Annotated in this window: 19 protein-coding genes; 10 read left to right on the top strand and 9 right to left on the bottom strand. The window is 57.7% G+C overall.

Going from position 1 to position 21,864, the window contains the following annotated elements:
* Positions 1 to 108: 108 nt before the first annotated feature.
* Both EXZ61_RS09285 and EXZ61_RS09280 read left to right on the top strand, forming a co-directional pair.
* Positions 109 to 1,251 (top strand): ABC transporter substrate-binding protein, encoded by a 1,143-nt coding sequence (locus tag EXZ61_RS09285; RefSeq protein ID WP_142811170.1) that lies wholly within the window; start codon positions 109 to 111, stop codon positions 1,249 to 1,251.
* An 87-nt stretch (positions 1,252 to 1,338) separates the two neighbouring features.
* Complete coding sequence (locus EXZ61_RS09280; protein ID WP_142811168.1) at positions 1,339 to 2,847, top strand: Ppx/GppA phosphatase family protein; 1,509 nt, start codon at positions 1,339 to 1,341, stop codon at positions 2,845 to 2,847.
* On the opposite strand, the gene EXZ61_RS09275 is transcribed toward EXZ61_RS09280, so the two are convergent.
* Positions 2,844 to 4,700 carry an EAL domain-containing protein gene (locus tag EXZ61_RS09275; RefSeq protein WP_237219135.1) on the bottom strand — a complete coding sequence of 619 codons (1,857 nt, stop codon included), beginning with the start codon at positions 4,698 to 4,700 and terminating at the stop codon, positions 2,844 to 2,846. The genes EXZ61_RS09280 and EXZ61_RS09275 overlap by 4 nt on opposite strands.
* A gap of 191 nt (positions 4,701 to 4,891) precedes the next feature.
* Here EXZ61_RS09275 and EXZ61_RS09270 point away from each other — a divergent pair, with 191 nt between their 5' ends.
* Positions 4,892 to 5,431 carry a hypothetical protein gene (locus tag EXZ61_RS09270; protein WP_142811166.1) on the top strand — a complete coding sequence of 180 codons (540 nt, stop codon included), beginning with the start codon at positions 4,892 to 4,894 and terminating at the stop codon, positions 5,429 to 5,431.
* Between the two features lie 66 nt (positions 5,432 to 5,497).
* On the opposite strand, the gene EXZ61_RS09265 is transcribed toward EXZ61_RS09270, so the two are convergent.
* The 5 genes from EXZ61_RS09265 to EXZ61_RS09245 all read right to left on the bottom strand — a co-directional run bounded on the left by EXZ61_RS09265 (position 5,498) and on the right by EXZ61_RS09245 (position 10,824).
* Positions 5,498 to 5,959 (bottom strand): SixA phosphatase family protein, encoded by a 462-nt coding sequence (locus tag EXZ61_RS09265; RefSeq protein WP_142811164.1) that lies wholly within the window; start codon positions 5,957 to 5,959, stop codon positions 5,498 to 5,500.
* A gap of 26 nt (positions 5,960 to 5,985) precedes the next feature.
* Positions 5,986 to 8,073 carry a polyphosphate kinase 1 gene (gene ppk1, locus EXZ61_RS09260; RefSeq protein ID WP_142811162.1) on the bottom strand — a complete coding sequence of 696 codons (2,088 nt, stop codon included), beginning with the start codon at positions 8,071 to 8,073 and terminating at the stop codon, positions 5,986 to 5,988.
* A gap of 68 nt (positions 8,074 to 8,141) precedes the next feature.
* Complete coding sequence (locus EXZ61_RS09255) at positions 8,142 to 9,191, bottom strand: glycosyltransferase family 4 protein (RefSeq protein ID WP_142811161.1); 1,050 nt, start codon at positions 9,189 to 9,191, stop codon at positions 8,142 to 8,144.
* A complete protein-coding gene (locus tag EXZ61_RS09250; protein ID WP_142811159.1) occupies positions 9,188 to 10,063 on the bottom strand; it encodes a UDP-2,3-diacylglucosamine diphosphatase in 876 nt (291 codons plus the stop codon). Before EXZ61_RS09250 ends, EXZ61_RS09255 begins: the two co-directional genes overlap by 4 nt.
* Positions 10,063 to 10,824 (bottom strand): GNAT family N-acetyltransferase, encoded by a 762-nt coding sequence (locus EXZ61_RS09245; RefSeq protein ID WP_237219178.1) that lies wholly within the window; start codon positions 10,822 to 10,824, stop codon positions 10,063 to 10,065. Before EXZ61_RS09245 ends, EXZ61_RS09250 begins: the two co-directional genes overlap by 1 nt.
* 288 nt (positions 10,825 to 11,112) lie before the next feature.
* Here EXZ61_RS09245 and EXZ61_RS09240 point away from each other — a divergent pair, with 288 nt between their 5' ends.
* From EXZ61_RS09240 to arsA, 7 genes are all read left to right on the top strand, one after another.
* The gene (locus EXZ61_RS09240; protein ID WP_425353616.1) at positions 11,113 to 11,508 is read left to right on the top strand and encodes an ArsR/SmtB family transcription factor; all 396 of its coding nucleotides are present in this window, start codon (positions 11,113 to 11,115) and stop codon (positions 11,506 to 11,508) included.
* 56 nt (positions 11,509 to 11,564) lie between these two features.
* Positions 11,565 to 12,068, top strand: a complete 504-nt coding sequence (locus EXZ61_RS09235) for an arsenate reductase ArsC (protein WP_142811155.1) — start codon at positions 11,565 to 11,567, stop codon at positions 12,066 to 12,068.
* Positions 12,065 to 12,931 (top strand): aquaporin, encoded by an 867-nt coding sequence (locus EXZ61_RS09230; RefSeq protein WP_142811153.1) that lies wholly within the window; start codon positions 12,065 to 12,067, stop codon positions 12,929 to 12,931. The genes EXZ61_RS09235 and EXZ61_RS09230 overlap by 4 nt, the downstream gene beginning before the upstream one ends.
* Entirely contained in the window at positions 12,928 to 13,347 is a 420-nt protein-coding gene (arsC, locus tag EXZ61_RS09225; protein ID WP_142811151.1) for an arsenate reductase (glutaredoxin), read from the top strand. The genes EXZ61_RS09230 and arsC overlap by 4 nt, the downstream gene beginning before the upstream one ends.
* On the top strand, positions 13,325 to 14,071 hold the full coding sequence (gene arsH, locus EXZ61_RS09220; protein ID WP_142811149.1) for an arsenical resistance protein ArsH: 747 nt from the start codon (positions 13,325 to 13,327) through the stop codon (positions 14,069 to 14,071). The genes arsC and arsH overlap by 23 nt, the downstream gene beginning before the upstream one ends.
* Before the next feature lie 17 nt (positions 14,072 to 14,088).
* Positions 14,089 to 15,435, top strand: a complete 1,347-nt coding sequence (locus EXZ61_RS09215) for an ATP-grasp domain-containing protein (RefSeq protein ID WP_142811147.1) — start codon at positions 14,089 to 14,091, stop codon at positions 15,433 to 15,435.
* Between the two features lie 64 nt (positions 15,436 to 15,499).
* A complete protein-coding gene (arsA, locus tag EXZ61_RS09210) occupies positions 15,500 to 17,281 on the top strand; it encodes an arsenical pump-driving ATPase (protein WP_142811145.1) in 1,782 nt (593 codons plus the stop codon).
* 225 nt (positions 17,282 to 17,506) lie between these two features.
* Here the strand turns inward: arsA and glmM are convergent, their stop codons facing one another.
* The 3 genes from glmM to ftsH form a co-directional block, all read right to left on the bottom strand.
* On the bottom strand, positions 17,507 to 18,865 hold the full coding sequence (gene glmM / locus EXZ61_RS09205; RefSeq protein ID WP_142811143.1) for a phosphoglucosamine mutase: 1,359 nt from the start codon (positions 18,863 to 18,865) through the stop codon (positions 17,507 to 17,509).
* A gap of 39 nt (positions 18,866 to 18,904) precedes the next feature.
* Positions 18,905 to 19,786, bottom strand: coding sequence for a dihydropteroate synthase (gene folP, locus EXZ61_RS09200; protein WP_142811141.1), 882 nt, complete (start codon positions 19,784 to 19,786; stop codon positions 18,905 to 18,907).
* Positions 19,787 to 19,902: 116 nt separating this feature from the next.
* On the bottom strand, positions 19,903 to 21,825 hold the full coding sequence (gene ftsH, locus EXZ61_RS09195; RefSeq protein ID WP_142811139.1) for an ATP-dependent zinc metalloprotease FtsH: 1,923 nt from the start codon (positions 21,823 to 21,825) through the stop codon (positions 19,903 to 19,905).
* Between the last annotated feature and the right edge of the window lie 39 nt (positions 21,826 to 21,864).

Raw genomic sequence — 21,864 nt, 5'->3', positions numbered from 1 at the left:
AATTCCCCCGCAAAAATAGCTGTTTGCGCACACCCAGTGTGCGTATACAGCTATTTTTTTTGTAGCACACATCACCCTGGCAAGTCCACCTACGAAGCGATCACGTTCATGCACCACCAGTACATCCTTAACCGCCGCAAACTTCTTGGAATCACCAGTGGCTTAGCTGCAAGTGCCGCCTTGCCGGCCTGGGCGCAGGCAAGCAGGAGCACGAGTGCAGGACGCATATCGGTGGCGCAAATCGTAGACATGTCAGCGACTCAAATTGACGTGTCCAAAGACTTTCTGGTAGGGGCTCGGGCTGCTTGGAGTGACATCAATGCCAAAGGCGGCTTGCGCGGCAAGACAATCCAACACCAAGTCATAGAAGTGGATGGGACCGCCGCCAACCTCCGTGCGGCGGTGGAGTCGCTGAAAAATCAAACCCAATGTGTCGCATTGTTTGGCACTTCAGGCGACCGTGCGGCAAGCCAAATTGCAGATATTCTGCGCAGAGAGCTACCTGACATCGCGCACATCGCCCCCTGGCTTCAAAACCTTGACCTGATCGGCGGTGATAACACCTTCCCGATTTTTGCGTCTCGCCAAGACCAGATCACACATGCTGTCAAGTCATTGGCCGTGATGGGGGTGACGGAGATGGGTGCTGTGTACGGCTCTCCCGCCGAGTTCGCGAGCTACAAAACAGATGTTGAACTTGCAGCCCAAACCCTTGGCTTGCGACTCAAAAACTACAGCCCCAGCGCAGATCTACAGCAGCTTGGGAAAACACTCACGCCGGACACACCACGGGTATTGGTTTTCATTGGTGGAACCCCCGAGTTATACGAGTTTAGCCGGGGCATTGATAAACAAGCCGCCTTGCGCTACATCGTCGGCATGTCGGATGTCAATCTGCAAACACTGAGTCAAATGGGAAGCTCTCGCCACGCACAAGTGGTGGCAACCCAAGTTGTGCCGCTGGTGAACTCCAATCTACCTATCGTTCGCGCCTACCGAGACACCTTAGGGCGGCTCTATGACGAACCCCCTACCCCCCACAGCTTGGCTGGCTTTATGTCGGCACGCTACACCTACGAGATGCTCCAGTCCATAGACGGCGCAGTGACACGCCAAAGCACACTGCAAGCACTCCAGAAGCGTAGCTCTGTCGAACTGGGTGGTTTTAGACTCAATCTCGACGGAAAAAATCGCAGTGGCACGTATGTAACCCAAAGCATGATTGCACCGGATGGCCGCCTGATCGGCTAGTCTTTTTACCCCCAACCGGTGTTCCGGCTACGGTGCTATGCTCTTAACGAAGATAGCTCCCCCCATCAAAAGTAGAAGTAAAAGCAGATGCAAAACGGAAGTCGGCTCGCCGCCGTGGATTTAGGATCAAACAGTTTTCGCCTCGAGATCGGGCGCGTAGACCATGGTGAATTTCGTCGCACCGAATACCTGAAAGAAACCGTGCGCCAAGGTGGGGGGCTCGACGAGAACCGCAACCTGACCGCAGACGCCATGCAAAGCGGCTGGGACTGCCTGGCACGCTTTGGCGAGCGCCTTGCCGGCTTCAAACCCGGCGAAGTGCGTGCTGTAGCCACCCAAACGCTACGCGAAGCGCGCAATCGCGACGAGTTTCTCAAAACTGCGAACGAAGTACTAGGCTTCCCGATTGATGTGATCTCCGGGCGTGAAGAAGCGCGGCTAATTTACCAAGGTGTGGCGCACATGCTGGAGCGCTCCGAGGAGCGCCGCCTTGTGATCGACATTGGCGGTCGCTCAACCGAGTTGATCTTGGGACAAGGGATGACCCCCAGCGTCATGGAGTCATTTCGCGTGGGCAGCATTGCATGGTCCAAACGTTACTTTGCAGATGGCCAATTCACACGCAAAGCCTTTGAAATAGCGGAAATTGCCGCAAAAGCAGTGCTGGACGAAGCCTTTGACGCCTACCACCCGGACAACTGGGACGTGGCCTATGGTTCAGCGGGTACGGTTGGCGCTATTGGTGACGTATTGGTTGCGGCAGGATGGCCACAAGGCGTGGTCACACAAGACGGCTTGGACTGGCTGCTAGAAAAGCTGGTGGCCGGGCAAAGTGTGGACCGCCTGCGGATGTTGGGCATGCGCGAAGACCGCAAGGCCATCATTGGCGGCGGTGTTAGCGTGATGCGCGCGGTGTTCAGTCTCTTGGGCATTGAATCCATGCAGCATGCCGCCGGTGGACTGCGCCATGGTTTGATTTGCGATTTGCTAGGTACTAGCAACACGGTGGACGATTTGCGCATCAACAGTGTGCAACGTTTGGCGACCAAGTTTGCAATCGACACCGTGCACGGGGCACGGGTTGGCAATGTGGCAACCCAATTGCTTGCACCCATTATTTCGGACCCGTCATGTAGTGAGTTTGCAAAACGTGATCGTTTCTTGCGCAAACTCAATTGGGCTGCCCAATTGCATGAAGTTGGCAGCCACATTTCGCACAGCGACTACCACAAGCATGGCGCCTACATTTTGGACAACGCCGATGCCATGGGTTTTTCGCTGTCAGAGATGCACCGGCTTAGCCTTTTGGTATTAGGGCACCGGGGGAAGTTGCGCAAGCTTGAACCCATGCTTGGCGAAGAAGGCTTAGCCGCCCAACTCATGTCGCTGCGCCTTGCAGTGATTCTTTGCCACGCCAGGCGGGACCCCGACCTTGAGGGTATGACCCTTGAGCGCAGCACGCAAGCGCCCTATTTTGCCTGTCTCACCACACGCATTGGTTGGGCCGCTGCCTATCCACAGTCGGCATACTTGCTGAAAGAAGAAGCTTTGGCATGGCAAAAAACTGCATGGCCTCTAGAGATTCGCGGTCTCTAAGGTTGCAACAAGGGCTGACTACTTGTGGGGTAGTCCTTAAGCTCCGTCGTGGTCCGCGATGTTTGCTCAAAAACGCCAAGACCTGACTGCTTTGCGCCGTGTTTAGCCGCTGCCGCCAAATTCGCCACATGCTCTGGCCGGGTGAAAGCACCCCCGTCAATGACTACAGCGCCCACTGACAAGGTCGTGAATGGAAAAAACCGGTGAATGCCATGCCGATCTTCGGCATGTATGCCACCTACCTGGCGAGCATCGGCATCAAAAAGCGCTCTTGCACCTTGATTGAATTCGGCAACCAAGCGGTCACACCGCAGCCGCCAGTCTGGGCTTTGAAACAGCATGATGAAGTCATCTCCCCCCACATGCCCCAAGAAATCTCGCTGTGCATCGCAGTGTTCCATGCACAACCTAGCCAATAGCAAAATCATCTCATCGCCACGCCAATAGCCATAGTGGTCATTGAAGGGTTTGAAATGGTTGAGATCGGCGTAACAAGCAACAAAGCGCACCTGCTTCTTCAGCAAGCGGTCTATGTGCTGGCTGATCGGAATATTGCCAGGCAAAAAAGTAAGGGGGTTGGCGTGCCGCGCAGCTTCAATACGGGTCTCTGTGACCGAGCGCACCAGTTGGTCACCTGTGCCCAAACCAGCATAGCGACCATTGTCGGTTGCGATAAATCCGTCATACAAATAGCGCTGGTCTTGGGAGGTCAGGATACCTAACAACTCGTCCACGCTGTGCTTTAACTCTATGAGCCTAGGCTCTCGGTTGGCATGGACGATGCAGGACTTGCGCCCCCACACCTCGCGGTAATACAGCTTGGAGTACTCGCTCATGAAACGCGCCCGATTAATGAGCCCAATCGGACGTTCACCTTCCATGACGGCAATGGCATGCAACTCTTTCAACTCCATAAAAATGGCGGCCAAAGCGTCATTGGTGGTGTGCGGTGTGACGGTAGGGGCCTGCACCAATGCGAAGTTGCGCAGTACCCCGCCCGGGGTCACACGCGTGAGCTCCGGGAATACGCTCACTTGGCGCTCTTTGAGCACCCGCGAGCAGTCAACGCCCAAGTATTTTTGAGGTTGACGATCAGGGTGTCCCAGAAAGTACCCCTGACCGTAGGCGATGCCCAAGTCACGCAAAACGCGCAGATCATCAGCGGTCTCAATACCTTCGGCCACAAGGTCCGTGCCAAACACAACCGCAATCTGCTGCAGTGCTTGAATGGTCTTTAGCTTATCTCCATGCGCACTGATGTGCCGTGTGAAGTACTTATCAATCTTGACGATTTCCGGCTTGATTTGCGACCACAAGCGCAAACTAGAGCGTCCATCGCCAAAGTCATCCAAAGCCAGCGTAAGACCCGCAGCGCGCACGCCTTCAGCCACATCGTGCAATTGATCCATATCGTCAATGCGCTCATGCTCCGTAATCTCTAGCACCAGCATGCGAGGGACAACGCCAGAGTCAAGTACCAGACGCATCAACGATTCAGCACTGTGGAGTTGCACCATGCGTGTGAGAGCGCTGGCACTGACGTTGACAAACAAACGCCCAGGAACACCCAATCTGCCCCACGTTTGAATGGCCACGACCACGCAAGCGTACTCAAACTCGTAGCTCAAGCCTTCGGCTGCAGCGGCTCGCAATAGGGCGTCTGGGGTGTGTAGTGGTGTGCCTTGGGGCCCACGCACCAAAGCTTCGTGGGCATACACCTGCGCATCTGCCAGGTGAGCGATAGGCTGAAAAACGGAATAGAGCTGTCCAGCAGCCAATAGCGCTCCAAGCGGGCCCAAAGCACTTGATGTGTCGGCAGCAGGTACTGCACTGCGCAGAGCTTGAAAAGACACAAGGGGCTCCTGTCATTGTCAGGTAGGTAGGTTATTGCACTGCCGTGACACACCTATGACAAGTTCAAAAGACACACCAAGTACAGCAAAGTCAGCTCCCGCTTCACTTGATTTGGCCCCAACCCAATAGGGATTTTGACTTCAACAATAAACGATATAAACTATATACACCGTTAATTTAAGGATCTTGCATGTCTGAAGTCGAAAAAGCCCCCGCCACCCCAGCTCCTGCCACTACGAAACCTGTAGCAAGCCCAGCGCCTAAAGCGGCTCCCAAAGCCGTAGCAAAACCAGCCGCTAAGGCAGAAGCCAAGCCCGTTGCGAAGGTCGAAAGCAAGCCAGCAGTCAAGGCAGCGGCTCCAGCCCCCAAGGCCTCCGCTACAGCCCCGGCAAAGGCCAAGCCAGCGGTAAAGCCTGTTGAAGCCAAAAAAGTTGCAACAAAAGCAAAGCCTGCAGCAAAGGCCCCCGCAGCAAAACCTGCAGCCGCAAAGCCCACCAAGGTCAAGAAGCCCAAAATGGTTCGCGACAGTTTGACGATTCCCAAGCTGGAATACGCAGTCTTGGAAACCCTCAAAGACCGCGCCACTAAGTTAGCGAGCCCAGTCAAGAAAACCGAACTGATTCGTGCAGGCATCAAGGCTATTGCAGCCATGACAGACGCCGCCTTCTTGGCAGCCATCAAGGCGGTTCCTAGCCTGAAAACTGGCCGCCCTGCCAAGGCCACCAAGTAAGCCGACAAGGTGCAAGAGCCCTCAACAGGGCACTTGCTGGGTAGGTGGTTTATTTGCCAGCCGCAGTCACAACAAGTCTGGCGACTGCACGGTAACCACCACCGTTTTGGCAACGCCATCGCGCTCGCGGTGGCGCAGCCACCAGATAGCGCCTTTCTTCACAGCGCACTCGCTCTCCGTTAAGCCCAAAAGCCGCGCCAACACTTGGCCCAGCGTAGGCTGATGTCCCGCGACCAAGATGCACCCTTTGCCGTGCGGCCATTGCACCAACTCTAGCAATTGGTCGACAGTGGCCAGGGGTGCCAAGGCAGGACTCACCTTGAACTTCCGCCCTAAAGCCTTGGCCGTTTGCTCGGCCCTCAGCGCAGGGCTTGACCACACTTTAGCCCCATCGGGCAGTTGGCGGTCCAACCACGCGCCCATACGGGCCGCTTGCCGCTCACCGCGCGGCGTGAGCGTGCGCAGCATATCGTCACCAACCAATTCCAAGTCAATCGCTTCTGCGTGTCTCCACAGTATCAAGTCCATGCAAGATCCCCCTCTCCTTTTTTACATTAGCCCAAGCGTGCGTAGCGCGCCATGAGGGCCGCCTGTGCTGCATGGGCATGGCTATCTGCGCTGGTTTGGCACGGCGTATACACGCCGTCTGCTCCCATGTCCCAGGCGTCCAGCCCGTCATGCATGTAAGCAACCAAACATTCGTCCACCAATCGCTGGCGCTGCGCTTCATCTGTCACAGGCCACGCAAGTTCGACCCGACGCACCATATTGCGATTCATCCAATCGGCGCTGGAGAGGTACAACTCATCCTCCGTGCCTTGCCTAAAGTAGAAAACGCGTGAGTGCTCAAGAAACCGGCCAATGATGGAGCGCACACGGATGTTGTCCGTAACACCCGGCACCTGGGCAGGCAGCATGCAGGCTCCGCGCACAATCAGATCGATCTCCACACCGCGCTGCCCGGCACGCATCAAGCTACGAATCAAAGCCTCATCGGTGAGCGCATTCATTTTGGCCACGATGCGGGTGGATTTCCCACTGGCAGCGGCAAGCCCTAATGCATCAATCTTGCTGATGAGCTTGCGTTGCAAATCAAAAGGCGCCATGAGCAACTTGCTGAGCTTGGGCAGACGGCTTTGACTGGCCAAATGCACAAACACATGTTCCATGTCCGTAGTCAAGGCGACATCGGCGGTAAGGTGACTGACATCGGTGTACAAGCGTGCGGTACGCGGGTTGTAGTTACCGGTTGACAAATGGCCGTAGCGTTTGAGTGTCTTTCCTTCGCGCCGGGTTACCAGCATCATCTTGGCGTGGGTTTTCAAGCCCACCACGCCATACACCACTTGTGCACCAATGGACTCCAACATCTCTGCCCAGTTGATGTTGGCTTCTTCGTCAAAGCGTGCCTTTAGCTCTACAACCGCGGTGACCTCTTTGCCACGCCGCACGGCTTCACGCAGCAGATCCATCAACTCCGATTGCGCACCGGTGCGGTAAATGGTTTGCTTGATGGCCAACACATGAGGGTCTTGCACTGCCTGTCGCAAAAAGGCCAACACCCCATCAAAGCTCTCAAACGGCTGGTGAATCAAAATGTCACCGCGTTGCAACTGCTCAAAGATGGACTGGTTTTGGTTCACTTGCACCGGGTAGGACGCTTGGTAGGGCGTGAAGCCCAACTCGGGCCGATTCACCAAGTCAATGAGCTGTGTCAACCTCACCAAATTAACCGGCCCGTGCACGCGGTACAAAGACTCTGCAGGTAAATCAAATTGCTTAAGCAGGAAACTCGCCAAATGTTCAGAGCACCCCGCCGAAACCTCTAAGCGCACGGCCTGCCCGTAATTCCGATGCACCAGGCCTTGGCGTAGTGCGGTCCGCAGGTTCTGCACGTCGTCTTCGTCTACCGCTAAGTCCGAGTGGCGTGTGACGCGGAACTGAGAAAACTGCCCCACCGTACGGCCCAAGAACAGCTCATCCAAATGGGCGCGAATCACGCTCGACAACGAGACAAAGGCGGCCGCCGTGCCAGCCACTTTCTCAGGCATCCGAATGAAGCGCGGCAGCACGCGAGGAATTTTGACAATGGCAATGTCGTTCTCACGCCCAAAAGCATCTTTACCGCCCAACCGCACAATGAAGTTCAAGGACTTGTTAGCCACCTGCGGGAAGGGGTGCGAAGGGTCTAAGCCCACGGGGATCAACAAGGGGCGCACTTCGCGCAAGAAGTACTGGCGTACCCATTTGCGCTGCACGGCATTGCGCTCCGCATGCGACACGATACGAATACCCTCTCGCTCGAACGCGGGCAAGAGCTTCTCGTTGTACAGCGCATACTGCTGCGCCACCAGCTTGTGTAAGGCGGCACTGAGCTTCTCAAACGAGCTCACAGTAAACGCGCCCTTATGGTCATGCGCTTGACTGGCCGCCAAGTGAGGCTCGGCGCGCACCTCAAAAAATTCGTCCAAATTCGACGAAACAATGCACAAAAACCGCAAGCGCTCTAACAAAGGCACATCTTCTCGAATGGCCCAGCTCAGTACACGCTCGTTAAATGCAATGAGACTGTGATCGCGGTCTAGCAGCTCAAATGCGTCTGTGGACACATTGGAACGGGTGCGTTGTGCGATGGATGACATGAATACCTACCTGACTATGACAACATGGTGACAAATTGTTGACCAGTCACATTACGAAACCATGACACCTAAGCTGCAACTAGCTTGTCAAATGTCTGCCCCCGTTTGCATGGCACCAAAAACCCCGCAAACAACTGCGAAGCATGCGCCCAGCTAAAGGTCAACGCCCGCGCCCGCGCCTCATGGCGTGAAACGGTTAGCGCACGATACCACCCTACCGCCAAATCGTCTTCCAAAACCCCACCCAAAGCTGGGCTACCCATCACCTCCAATGGCCCCTCCACAGGGTAGGCAACCACCGGAGTACCACAGGACATGGCCTCCAGCATGACCAAGCCAAAGGTTTCCGACTGACTCGGCATCACAAACACATCTGCGGCTGCATACACTCGCGCAAGCTCAGGCCTAGGTAAAACGCCCAGCCAGCGCACATGCGGGTAGCGTTCTTTCAGCGACTCCTCCAAAGGCCCCACCCCGCACACCACCTTGGTTCCGGGCACATCAAGTTTCAAGAAAGCCTCAATATTTTTTTCATACGACACCCGGCCCACAAACAGTGAGACAGGGCGCGCTAAAGCGCCCAAGGGGCTGTAGACCTCAGGTAGGCCTTGGTACCCAAACAGCTGGGTGTCCACGCCATGTGTCCAGTTACGCAGGTTCTTAAAGCCCCGCGACTGCAGCATATGCATCACGCTGGGTGTAGGAACCAAGACACCGGAGGACGGGCGGTGAAAGTGCCTGAACAAGGCATAGCCTAGCCACAAAGGCACTTTGAGGGCTGCCTTCAGAATCTCAGGGAAACGCGTGTGAAATGCCGTGGTAAACGCCAGCTTGCGCTTGAGACAGTAGCTACGCGCGGCCCAGCCCAAGGGGCCTTCTGTGGCCAAGTGGATGGCATCTGGATTGGCAGTGCTCAGCAACTCCGAGAGGCGCTTGGCTGGACGCACAGCCAAGTCAATGCCATCGTAGCCTGGACATGGGCGGGTGCGAAACAAGCCTGGGTGGATGACCAGCACCTCATGCCCCTGCAACTCCATTTCACGTACCAACTCCACCAGAGTGGTCACGACGCCGTTGACTTGGGGTTGCCAAGCATCAGTCACAAGAGCTAATTTCATAGGGAAGAATGGGCTAGTTGGCGGGGAGCTGTGGCGGCGGCGTCTGGCTTACCGGGCTCACTGCCCCAATACACCAGCTCTAAGCGGCCATCCATATGTTCAACCAAGGCGCTGCGGCTTTCTACCCAGTCGCCATCGTTGCAATACAAAATTCCGTCAATGGTGCGCATCTCGGCGCGGTGAATGTGGCCGCACACCACGCCCTGGTGGCCTCGCTGACGCGCCTCATTGGCGACAGCCACCTCAAAGTCCGTCACATAGTTCACTGCCGTTTTGACCTTGTTTTTCAAATAGGCAGAGAGTGACCAATACGGTAGCCCCATGCGGGCGCGCAAGGTGTTGAGGTAGCGGTTGATCTTGAGGGTGAACTCATACAAGTTGTCACCCACGTAAGCCAGCCACTTGGCACACTGAATCACGCCATCAAAGTAGTCACCATGGGTGACCCACAAGGCACGCCCATCGGCTGTGGTGTGCACGGTGTCTTCCAACACCTCAACCCCGCCAAAATGGTGGCCCACAAAGGCGCGGGCAAATTCGTCGTGGTTACCCGGAATAAACACGACCTTGCAGCCTTTGCGGGCTTGACGCAGCATTTTTTGCACCACGTCGTTATGGGCTTGGGGCCAAAACCAGCGACGGCGCAGTTGCCAGCCATCCACAATGTCACCCACCAAGTACAGGTAGTCGCTGGAGTGGTGCTTCATGAAATCCAGCAGGGCGGTGGCTTGACAGCCGGCGGTACCTAGGTGGATGTCAGATATAAAAATGGCCCGGTAGCGCAGGGGGCCAGAGTCGTCGTCAACTTCGGTGCTGGCGCTGGCGGTGACGCCCTGCCAGTTTGCACCCAGGGCGTCGAAGCCAGCCAACATTACGCCCCCAGAAAGTGTTTGCGGTAACGGGCAGGCAAATCGGCAATGCGCATGAGCATTGGCAAATCCGCCGAATTGAAGTCTGGGTCCCATGCCGGGGCACCCAGTACTTTGGCACCTAAGCGCAAGTAGCCTTTGATCAATGCCGGTGGCTCCACGTTGAGGGTGGAGTCCAGCTTGTCGATAGGCAAGGGCAAACGCGGGCGCACGTGGTATTCAATAGGTGCCAAGTGGGTTTGCTGCACTTGGCGCCAGATGCTGGCAGCCACGTCACCACTCACAATGCCGTTATGCAACATGGGCACGCTGGCACAACCAATCATGGTATCGAGTTGGTTGCGCACCATGAACTCGGCCAAAGCGCTCCACAGCGCCATGATCACGCCGCCATGGCGGTGGTCGGGGTGCACGCAGCTGCGGCCCAACTCCACCATGCGGTCACGCAAGGTGCGCAAGCGGGTCAAATCAAACTCGGTATCGCTGTAAGTACTGCCCACCCGCTTAGCTTGCACAGGGGTCAACACGCGGTAGGTGCCAATCACGTGTTGGGTGGCTTGGTCGCGCACCAGCAGGTGCTCGCAAAAATTATCAAACAAGTCGATGTCATGGCCCGGCAAAGTCGTGCTGAGGCGGGCTCCCATTTCGGTGGCGAACACGTCATAGCGCAAGCGCTGTGCGGCGCGCACATCGTCCAAATGGCGTGCCCATGAGACTTCGATGTTGCGGGCTGCTGAATTCTGGGTAGTGGCGGGGTTGGCAATGCCAGCGACTGCGCTGGGGCTTGAATCACGCACTTCGATGCGATTGAGGTTCGTCACGGTGCACTCCTATTTTTGCTTTTAGTAAAAACTGCGCTACTTAGAAGCCATCTAGACCTGCCCCCGGTCCTCTACGGTGCTTCTAGACGGAAATTGTGCGCAGCCAAGATGACGCAACCAAGGCATTCCTATGAAACTTCCATGACATAGCCCCACATCGACCAAGCCCACTCCAGTGCCGAAATCATTGGCAAACAATGGTTAATTCAATATTTCAAGTATCATTGAAATATGAATGCATTAATCCCACTCGACCCCGTAGACTGCACGGCAGCCGCCACCGTTTTGGACGAGACCCAAACCCTCAAAGCCCTCACCGCCTTGGCCCAGGCCCAAAGGCTGCGCACCTTCAAAGCTTTGGTGGTCGCGGGGATAGATGGTCTGACGCCCGGTGTGCTGGCCCAGCAGCTGCAGACATCACCCAGCGCCTTGTCATTCCACCTGAAAGAGCTGACGCACTCGGGCTTGGTGGCGGCGCAGCAGCGTGGACGTAACCTCATCTACCGCGCCAACTTCGCCCACATGAACGGCGTGCTGGCCTACCTCACAGAACACTGCTGCCAAGGCCAAGCCTGTGACTTGGAGGTGTCAAACAAAAGCGCCAATATGGCTGGCTGCGGCTGCTGAGCGCGGCTGCTAACGCTCTTGCCAAACCCCGTTTCCCTGACCAAGAAAGACCACCCATGTCCGAAACCTCCCCCATCCGCGTTTTGTTTTTGTGCACCCACAACTCGGCCCGCAGCATCTTGGCCGAAGCCACACTCAACCACATCGGCAAAGGCCGCTTCGTCGGCTACTCGGCTGGCAGCAGCCCACGTGAGAACCAACAACCCAACCCCATAGGCCTGCAAACCCTAGAAACCGCAGGCATCTCAACAGCGGGCTTGCGCAGCAAAAGCTGGGACGAATTCGCCCTACCCGACGCACCGCACATGGACCTCATCATCACCGTGTGCGACAACGCTGCCGGTGAAGTCTGTCCCTTCTGGCCCGGCAAACCCGCCACCGCCCACTGGGGCTACGCCGACCCGTCTGCGGGCGACGGTAGCGATGCTGACAAGGCCCAAGCGTTTCGCCATACCCTGCATGCCATCCACCGCCGACTGGAGTTACTTGTCAACCTACCCACCGACAAGCTAAGCGCCATGGTGATCCAGCAAACCGCGAAGGACTTGGCAAAAGCATGAGCGATCAAACAGAAATTGAATCTGGCTTGAACGCCACGACCGAAGCCGGGGCGGCGGTGCGTTCTGCGCAGGTTAAGGAGGAGCCCGCAGGCGCAAGCCGTAGGGCGGAGGACACGAAGCAGAACGCACTGCCGCCCGGGCGCAGCGCCCCACAAGCCGTCGCACCAAGCCGACTGCCACAACAACTGCTTGCAGAGTTCGCAGGCACCGCCGCCCTGCTCTGCGCCGTCATAGGCTCAGGCATCATGGCCCAGCGCATCAGTGGTGGCAACGATGGCGTGGCGCTCTTGGCCAACACCCTGGCCACTGTATTCGCGCTCTACGTGCTGATCGAAAGCCTGGGACCGGTGAGCGGCGCCCACTTCAACCCGCTGGTCACGCTCGTTATGTGGTCAAAAGGGCAACTTTCGCCCATGAATAGTGCGCGAGTGGCTACGTTTTTTATAGCATCTCAACTCTCCGGTGCCATAGCAGGTGCAGCTCTGGCCAACGCCATGTTCGAGCTGCCTCTGCTGCATTTCAGCCAACACCTGCGCGGCGGCTGGGACGCTGCCGGCCAGTTCACCGGCTGGGGCCAGTGGGTGGCCGAAGCCGTGGCCACCGGCGGGCTGCTGTTCACTATTTTGCGCGCGCCTGAAGGCAAAGCCCCGGCCCTGGTGGCCTGCTACATCGGCGCGGCCTACTGGTTCACCGCCAGCACCTCGTTTGCCAACCCGGCAGCCGTCATGGGCCGCATGTTCAGCGACACCTTTGCGGGCATTGCACCGGCCAGCGCCATCGGCTTTGTGCTGGCGCAAACCGTGGGTGCAGGCCTCGGGGTCGCCTTGGCCCAAGCACTTTCCTCCAAGAAGACCTCTGTATGACCATCACCATTTTTCACAACCCCGCCTGCGGCACCTCGCGCAACACTCTGGCCATGATCCGCAACAGCGGCGTGGAGCCCACGGTCATCGAATACCTAAAAACACCGCCCACCAAGGCCCGCCTGCAAGAGTTGCTGGCTGCCATGGGCACAGGCCCCCGCACCCTGCTGCGCGAAAAAGGCACGCCTTATGCCGAGCTGGATCTGTCGAACGACAAATGGACGGACGACGAGTTGCTGGACTTCATGCTGGCCCACCCCATTCTCATCAACCGCCCGGTGGTGGAAACGCCCCTGGGCACCCGCCTGTGCCGCCCCTCCGAGCTGGTGCTGGACCTCTTGCCCCACGCCCAGCAAGCTGCCTTCACCAAAGAAGATGGCGAAGCAGTGGTGAATGACAAGGGCCAACGTGTCTGATAGCGTGTCTGATGTGCTAAGCACCCTGCCCCAACTGGAGGTCGCGCACTTCCGCCTGGCGGATGCCGCCGCACTGCGCCCAACGCCCTCCACCCATGCGCCGCGCATTGCGCTGCTCTACGGCTCGCTGCGGCCCCGATCCTTTAGCCGCCTGCTCACCGAAGAGGCTGCGCGTTTGCTGCAGGCCATGGGGGCTGAGACCCGCATCTTCAACCCCAGCGGCCTGCCCCTGCCCGACGACGCGCCCGACACCCACCCCAAGGTGCAAGAGTTGCGCGCGCTGACGCAGTGGAGCGAAGGCATGGTCTGGACCTCACCCGAGCGGCACGGCGCCATGACCGGCATCATGAAAGCGCAGATCGACTGGATACCACTCAACAGCGGTGCCGTGCGCCCCACCCAGGGCAAGACACTGGCGGTCATGCAGGTGAGCGGCGGCTCGCAAAGCTTCAACGCCGTGAACCAAATGCGTGTGCTGGGCCGCTGGATGCGCATGGTGACCATCCCTAACCAAAGCTCGGTGGCCAAGGCATTCATGGAGTTCGGCGACGACGACCGCATGAAGCCATCCAGCTACTTTGACCGCGTGGTCGATGTAATGGAAGAGCTGATGAAGTTCACCCTGCTCACCCGCGATGCGTCCGACTATCTGGTGGACCGCTACAGCGAGCGCAAAGAGAGTGCTGAACAACTGATGAAGCGGGTGAATCAGCGTAGCCTGTGAGCCAAACGCCCCACACCATGACACACACATCCCCCGCGCTGGCCGATGCGCTGAACCATCACTGCTATTGCAAGACCTTGGACGTCAACTTGCTGAGCCAAGCCATAGGGCGGGATCCAAGGCTACGCGACATAGCATGCACCTTGGCGCAAACGCACCCGCACTTGTTTTCCAATACGGCGGTGTTTGTGTCGCACGCCACGGTGCAAGCTGTGCAAAACGCGGTGGCAGCCATTGAGCGCACCTTGTCCCTGCCGGGGTGGGCAGCGCAGGTACTCCCGGCAGCCAGTGCCATTGCGCAGGCTGACCACGGCCCGATGGGCGTTTTCATGGGCTACGACTTTCACCTCACGCCCACAGGACCGCAACTCATTGAAATCAACACCAACGCGGGCGGTGCCATGCTCAATGCGGTGCTGCTTCGTGCGCAGGCTGCGTGCTGCGACCTGATGGACACTACGCTGCACGCCTACGGCAACGTCAGCACGCTGGAAGATGATTTTGTGGCCATGTTTCAGGCAGAGTGGGCGCTGTTTTTGCAAGCCCAAGGACAAGCGCCGCGCCCTCTGCGCAGCATTGCTATCGTGGACCAAGCGCCCGACAGCCAGTACTTGGCGCCCGAGTTCTCCTTGTTTGCCCAACTCTTTAAGCGCCACGACATAGAGGCTGTGGTGGTAGATGCAGCCAGTTTGCAATTGCGCGATGGGCAACTCTTCAGTGACACCTTAGCCCTGGACTTGGTTTACAACCGTTTGACCGACTTTGACCTGTCTGCAGCTGACCACACGGCCCTGGCACAGGCCTATGCACGAGGTTTGGCAGCAGTCACACCCCACCCACGCGCCCATGCTTTGCGGGCCAACAAACAGCATTTAGTCACTTTGGGCCAAGCCGCAGCATTGAAAGCCTTGGGGCTTGATGCAGCAGACCAACGCACCCTGCTTGCCGCGGTACCCGCCAGTGAACGGGTAAGCCCGGACCATGCACCTGAGCTCTGGGAACGGCGCAAGCAGCTGTTCTTTAAACCATTAGACGGGTTTGGTGCCCGGGCGGTGTACCGGGGCGACAAGCTCACCAAGAAGGTGTGGGAGCAGATCCAGGCGGGCGACTACATCGCCCAAACGCTGGTGCCGCCGCCGCTGCGCGCCATGCAAATAGACGGAGCCACCACGGAACTTAAGTTCGATGTGCGGGCCTACACCTACGCGGGCCAGGTGCAGCTATTGGCCGCCCGCACCTACAGCGGCCAGACCACCAACTTCCGCACTCCAGGCGGCGGCTTTGCGCCTGTTCTGTTGGCCCCCGAACTGAGCGACTTGGCACAACAAGGCATGCTCCTACCTGACAGCAAGCGATGCGCATAAGCGCCGCAATCGCTATATAAAACATAGCTACCTGCGCTTATTCCATGGTTGCAAGAGGCCATTTATGTTCACATTTCTAGACCACCCTACCCGCCACCTGTTCTTTACCGGCAAAGGCGGCGTGGGCAAAACTTCCCTCTCCACGGCCTGCGCCATCGCGCTGGCCGACAGCGGCAAGCAAGTACTGCTGGTCAGCACCGATGCAGCGAGCAACTTGGACGAGATACTAGGTATCACCCTGGCCAACGCACCGGTACACGTGCCGGGCGTACCAGGCCTATCAGTGCTCAACATCGACCCCGACAGCGCGGCCCAGAGCTACCGAGCCCGTGTGCTAGCGCAAATGGACCCAGCCAGTTCCCAGACCGAGCGCAGCCAGGTGCAAGAGCAGCTGTCCGGCGCTTGCACCACCGAGATTGCCGCGTTTGACGAGTTTGCCAACCTGCTCAGTGGCGACGCTGCGGGCTATGACCATGTGGTTTTTGACACCGCACCCACAGGTCACACGCTACGCCTCTTGAGCCTGCCCAAAGCATGGACCGGTTTTCTAGAAGGCAACGACCGTGGTGCCTCGTGCCTCGGGCCCCACTCAGGACTCAAGATGCAGGAAGCTCGATTCGCTCAAGCCTTGAAAACGCTGAGCGATGCTGCGCAAACCACCGTCGTACTGGTCACCCGCCCCGATGTGGGCGCCATTGCTGAGGCTGCGCGCACTTCGTTGGAGCTGCAGGACTTGGGGCTGCATAACCAGCGCCTGGCCATCAACGGCGTGTTCCATGCCAGTGCGGCGGACGATGCTGTGGCTACTGCCTTTGAAGCATTGGGCACGCAGGCCCTTACGGACATGCCAGCGCATTTGCAGGTGCTGCCGCAAGACCGGATTCCGCTGCGCGCGTTTGACACCGTGGGCTTGGCTGCCCTGCGCGCGTTGCTTTCGAGCGACGACGCGGTGCCAAGCGCGCCAGCACATCCTGCACGCCCGGCCAAGCGCGCGGTGCCCCACGCCAACATGGAGCACACGCTCGCTGCGCTCACCGACGCACTGGCCACAGCAGGCCGTGGACTCATCATGGTCATGGGCAAGGGCGGCGTAGGCAAAACCACCATCGCCTCTGCCATTGCCGCTGGCTTGGTGCAGCGTGGCCATTCGGTGCACCTGAGCACCACCGACCCCGCAGACCACCTGCAAGTGACCGTGGACGGAAATCTGCCCGGCCTGAAGGTGGACCGTATAGACCCCAAGGCAGAGACTGAGAAGTACATCGCCAAGGTGATGGCCGCCAAATCGCCGGGGCTGGACGCAGCGGGTGTTGCATTGCTAAGGGAAGACCTGCAGTCGCCCTGCACCGAAGAGGTAGCGGTATTCCATGCGTTTTCACGCATCGTGTCCGAGGCGCGCAGCGCTTTTGTGGTGCTGGACACCGCGCCCACCGGCCACAGCCTGCTGCTGATGGACGCCACCGGCGCCTACCACCGCCAAATGCTGCGTGAGTACGGCGACGCCAGCCTAGGGCGACTTGTCACGCCGCTGATGCGCCTGCAAGACCCGCAGCACACCAAGATCGTGCTGGTCACACTGCCCGAAATCACCCCCGTATCGCAAGCCGCAGCGCTGCAGGACGACCTGCGCCGCGCGAAAATCGAACCTTTCGCCTGGGTCATCAACAAAAGCATGGTCGCCGCCGGCACGCAGGATACGTTGCTAGCAACCCGACTAACTGGTGAACAACAGCAGATGGACCGGATTGCCCATGGGCTGTCAAAACACAGCTACGTGGTGCCATGGATGGCCGAACGGCCGGTGGGAATTCGTGCTTTGGGCGAGATGACTTCGCTACAAAAATAGTAGCTACTTGCGCTTATCGGATGGGCGGTGGTGGCGATTTTGAAAACCTTTGATTTGCGCCGTAGTTAGCGGATGCAGTAGCCGCAAAATTTCCGCTGGCACCCTGGCATGGATCGCCTGAATCCATCGCAAAACAAGCGGGAATCTGGCAATGTCCATCCGTTGCAATTGAAGGCCGTTCGACTACGCGACTGGGCAAAGCCTCATCGCGCAGCCTCTCACACCCTAAGCCTTCAAGGTATCCGCAATGCGCTGGGCACAAGCGCGGGCTTGGCTTTCATCGCGAGCTTCTACCATCACGCGCACCAAGGGCTCGGTGCCGCTTGCGCGGATGAGCACACGGCCGGTGTCGCCCAACTCTGCCTCTACCGCTTTGGTGGTGGCGTCCAGATTGGGGCTGGCTTTCCAGTCTTGGCCGGGCTGCAAGCGCACATTGATCAAGATTTGAGGGAAGAGCGTGACATCGGCAAGCAATGCCGCCAAGGTGTGACCATGGCGAATACAAGCCTGCAACACCTGCAGGGCTGACACAATGCCATCGCCCGTGGTGTGCTTGTCCAAAGCCAGCAAGTGGCCAGAACCTTCGCCGCCCAGTACCCAACCGCGCGCTTCAAGTTCTTCGAGCACATAGCGGTCACCAACCTTGGCGCGTACCAGGGCCACGCCCTTGTCTTTCAATGCCAACTCCACCGCCATATTGGTCATGAGCGTGCCCACGACGCCAGGGACGGACTCATCTCTACGGCGTCCGGACACTTGCCCACCGCGGGACAGGCGCTCTTTGACCATGAGGTACAAGATTTCATCGCCGTTGAAGAGGCGTCCGTCAGCGTCCACCAATTGCAGTCGGTCGGCATCGCCATCGAGCGCAATGCCATAGTCTGCGCCATGGGCCTTGACAGCAGCAACCAGTGCCTCAGGGTGCGTAGCTCCAACCCCGTGGTTGATGTTGAGGCCATCTGGGGCACAGCCAATCGAGATGACCTCGGCGCCCAGTTCGTGGAACACTTTGGGAGCGACTTGGTAAGCCGCGCCATGCGCGCCGTCGACGACGATCTTGACGCCTTTGAGCGTGAGGTTGTTGGCAAATGTACCTTTGCAAAACTCAATGTAGCGGCCAGCCGCATCGTCCAAACGGCGGGATTTACCCAAATTGGCCGAATCCACCCACTGAGGGGGCAGTTCCAAAGCAGCCTCGACGGACAACTCCCAAGCGTCGGGCAGCTTGGTACCTTGGGCACTGAAAAACTTGATGCCGTTGTCGGCAAACGGGTTATGGCTGGCGCTGATCACCACCCCCAAGGAAGCCCGCAAGGTGCGGGTCAAATAGGCAACGCCTGGCGTGGGCAAGGGTCCGAGCAGCACCACGTCTACCCCCGCAGAGTTAAAGCCACTCTCCAAGGCGCTTTCCAGCATGTAGCCAGAAATACGCGTGTCTTTGCCAATCAATACCGTTGGGCGATTGTCGGTCTGTTTGAGTACACGACCAACCGCATGGGCCAAGCGCAGCACAAAGTCGGGCGTGATAGGTGCAACCCCTACAGCGCCACGGATTCCATCTGTACCAAAATATTTTCGACTCATGCGATCAACCTCTCGTTTGGGGCATGGATGCCCTTTGTTTTAAAAATCTGCAGCGTTGCTATTGGCAGCGGCCAACACCTTGAGGGCTTGCACCGTTTCTCTCACATCGTGCACGCGTACTATGCTTGCGCCGTTTTGCACGGCGAGCACGGCAGCAACTACGCTGGGTACCACCCTGTCACGGGTGTTAAGTGTAGCGGCGCTGCCAAGTGAGTCTTGCGTGACTGCCACAAGAGACGACTTGCGGGACCATCCCGCAAGCACTGGATAACCAAGCGGCAACAAAGCACGCTGCTGCCCCAACAGCGAGAAATTTTGTACGACAGTTTTTCCGAATCCAATGCCGGGGTCTAGGCAAATTCGGCTTGCATTCACCCCCTTAGCCCGCAGCGCGTCAGCGGACTTGCCCAAAAACGATACGACTTGGGCCATCACGTTACCCTCCATAGGTGCTACTTGCATGGTGCTGGGTTCACGGTGCATATGCATTAAACAGACGCCGCAGCTGGGGTGCTGGGCCACAACATCCACCCCAGTCAGACTATCGCCATCAGACTTCCATCGCAAAGCCCAGACGTCGTTAATGATGTCTACCCCCATGTCAAGGGCTGCGCGCATCAGTTGCGGCTTATAGGTGTCTAGCGATACGGGCACACCCAATGTAAGCGCATGCCTCAGAACGGGAAGCACACGCGCCATTTCGTCTTCAAGAGGCAAGGCCAACGCCCCTGGGCGGGTCGACTCGCCGCCTATGTCCAGAATGTGGGCCCCATCCCGCAACAGCTGCTCACACTGCGACATCGCCTCTTGCCCAGTGGCAAAGCGGCCACCGTCAGAGAACGAATCTGGTGTGACATTGACGATCCCCATGACTTTGGGGGTGGATACATCTAAGCTAAAGCGTGAGGTTTGCCAGTACATGCGGCACATTATCCGTCGCCAAACTGGCGAGTTCGGAAGCGAGCGCAAAGGAAGCTAATCAGTGCAGGCATAAAAAAAGGGGCTTTGAAAGCCCCTTTTTGTTATCGCATGTTCGCTTAGGCAGCGTTGGTAGCTGCCCCAGTTGCGACCGCGCCACTCCCTCCGCCACTACCGTCACCACTACCGGTGTTGATCGCACGGGGGCTCCAGTCTTTGGGTGGGCGTGGCTCTTTGCCAGCCATGATGTCATCGAGCTGATCGCTGTCTATGGTTTCCCACTCCAGCAGCGCTTTGGCCATCGCATGCATCTTGTCTTGGTTGTCTTCAATGAGCTTGCGCGCCAAAGAATACTGTTGGTCAATGATGCGACGCACCTCGGAGTCGACCTTTTGCATCGTCTGTTCGCTCATGGTGGTGGTTTTGGTCACGCTGCGGCCCAAAAACACTTCCCCTTCGTTTTCGGCATACACCATAGGGCCCAAGGCGTCTGTCATGCCATAACGGGTCACCATGTCACGTGCAATGGAAGTCGCACGTTCAAAGTCGTTGGAAGCCCCCGTGGTCATTTGCTTCATGAACACTTCTTCAGCAATGCGGCCACCAAACAACATGCTGATTTGGTTGAGCATGAACTCGCTGTCGTAGCTGTACCGGTCTTGCGCGGGCAAACTCATGGTCACCCCCAAAGCACGTCCACGAGGGATGATCGTGACCTTATGCACTGGGTCGCATTTAGGCAGCAACTTGCCGATCAGCGCATGCCCAGACTCATGGTAGGCCGTATTTTTACGTTCTTCCTCAGGCATGACCATGCTTTTGCGCTCAGGGCCCATCAAGATTTTGTCTTTGGCTTTTTCAAAGTCTTGCATATCCACCAAACGGGCATTGCGACGTGCAGCCATCAACGCGGCCTCATTGCACAGGTTAGCCAAGTCGGCACCGCTCATGCCGGGTGTACCACGGGCAATGGTCATCGCACTCACGTCTTGACCCAAAGGAACCTTGCGCATGTGCACGTTCAAAATTTGCTCGCGACCACGAATATCAGGCAGCGTCACATACACCTGACGGTCAAAACGGCCTGGACGCAACAGAGCCGCATCCAAAATGTCGGGGCGGTTGGTAGCAGCCACCACGATGACGCCTACATTGGTTTCAAAACCGTCCATCTCAACCAACATCTGATTGAGGGTTTGCTCTCGCTCATCATTGCCGCCACCCAAGCCAGCACCGCGCTGGCGACCGACGGCGTCAATTTCGTCAATGAAGATGATGCAAGGTGCATTCTTCTTGGCGTTTTCAAACATGTCGCGCACGCGGGAAGCGCCCACGCCAACAAACATTTCTACAAAGTCAGAACCCGAGATGCTGAAAAACGGTACTTTGGCTTCGCCAGCAATGGACTTTGCCAAAAGCGTTTTACCAGTCCCAGGGGGGCCAACTAACAGCAATCCGCGCGGGATACGCCCGCCCAGCTTTTGGAACTTGCTAGGGTCTTTCAGGAAGTCGACAACTTCCTTAACTTCTTCTTTGGCTTCGTCGCAACCTGCAACATCTGCAAAAGTCACGGTGTTGGCGTTTTCATCCAGCAAGCGGGCCTTGCTTTTTCCAAAGCTAAACGCACCACCTTTGCCACCGCCTTGCATCTGGCGCATGAAGTACACCCAAACGCCAATCAAGAGCAGCATAGGGCCCCAGCTCACGAGCAATGTCATGAGCAAGGAGCCTTCTTCGCGAGGCTTGACGTCAAACTTGACACCGTTGTTGCGCAAGTCACCGACCAAGCCTCGGTCGAGGTAGGTTGCGGTCGCGCGGATCTTACGGTCATCCGTTGTGACGGCCAGAATCTCAGAGCCACCAGGGCCTTCTTGAATGACTGCACTCTTGATGCGCTTAGCCGCAACTTCGTCAAGAAATTCAGAATACCCAATCACACTCGCCCCGGCTGAGCCGTGCGAGTCAAACTGCTTAAACACGGTGAATAGCACAAGCGCTATCACCAACCACACTGCAATTTTCGAAAACCACTGATTATTCAAGCGAAGCTCCAATACGGGCGCAATTAGAAAGACATTGCG

This window comes from Rhodoferax aquaticus (genome assembly GCF_006974105.1).
Lineage (GTDB): Bacteria > Pseudomonadota > Gammaproteobacteria > Burkholderiales > Burkholderiaceae_C > Allorhodoferax > Allorhodoferax aquaticus_A.
This window is presented reverse-complemented; position numbering and strand designations above follow the sequence as displayed.

Excerpts from the sequence above, each read along its gene's own strand:
- folP (WP_142811141.1), bottom strand. The coding sequence starts at position 19,786 with ATGTACTGGCAAACCTCACGCTTTAGCTTAGATGTATCCACCCCCAAA.
- EXZ61_RS09235 (WP_142811155.1), top strand. The coding sequence starts at position 11,565 with ATGTCCGAAACCTCCCCCATCCGCGTTTTGTTTTTGTGCACCCACAAC.
- arsA (WP_142811145.1), top strand. The coding sequence starts at position 15,500 with ATGTTCACATTTCTAGACCACCCTACCCGCCACCTGTTCTTTACCGGC.
- arsC (WP_142811151.1), top strand. The coding sequence starts at position 12,928 with ATGACCATCACCATTTTTCACAACCCCGCCTGCGGCACCTCGCGCAAC.
- arsH (WP_142811149.1), top strand. The coding sequence starts at position 13,325 with ATGACAAGGGCCAACGTGTCTGATAGCGTGTCTGATGTGCTAAGCACC.
- EXZ61_RS09270 (WP_142811166.1), top strand. The coding sequence starts at position 4,892 with ATGTCTGAAGTCGAAAAAGCCCCCGCCACCCCAGCTCCTGCCACTACG.
- glmM (WP_142811143.1), bottom strand. The coding sequence starts at position 18,865 with ATGAGTCGAAAATATTTTGGTACAGATGGAATCCGTGGCGCTGTAGGG.
- EXZ61_RS09240 (WP_425353616.1), top strand. The coding sequence starts at position 11,113 with ATGAATGCATTAATCCCACTCGACCCCGTAGACTGCACGGCAGCCGCC.
- EXZ61_RS09250 (WP_142811159.1), bottom strand. The coding sequence starts at position 10,063 with ATGTTGGCTGGCTTCGACGCCCTGGGTGCAAACTGGCAGGGCGTCACC.
- EXZ61_RS09230 (WP_142811153.1), top strand. The coding sequence starts at position 12,065 with ATGAGCGATCAAACAGAAATTGAATCTGGCTTGAACGCCACGACCGAA.
- EXZ61_RS09280 (WP_142811168.1), top strand. The coding sequence starts at position 1,339 with ATGCAAAACGGAAGTCGGCTCGCCGCCGTGGATTTAGGATCAAACAGT.
- EXZ61_RS09255 (WP_142811161.1), bottom strand. The coding sequence starts at position 9,191 with ATGAAATTAGCTCTTGTGACTGATGCTTGGCAACCCCAAGTCAACGGC.
- ppk1 (WP_142811162.1), bottom strand. The coding sequence starts at position 8,073 with ATGTCATCCATCGCACAACGCACCCGTTCCAATGTGTCCACAGACGCA.
- EXZ61_RS09215 (WP_142811147.1), top strand. The coding sequence starts at position 14,089 with ATGACACACACATCCCCCGCGCTGGCCGATGCGCTGAACCATCACTGC.
- EXZ61_RS09265 (WP_142811164.1), bottom strand. The coding sequence starts at position 5,959 with ATGGACTTGATACTGTGGAGACACGCAGAAGCGATTGACTTGGAATTG.
- EXZ61_RS09285 (WP_142811170.1), top strand. The coding sequence starts at position 109 with ATGCACCACCAGTACATCCTTAACCGCCGCAAACTTCTTGGAATCACC.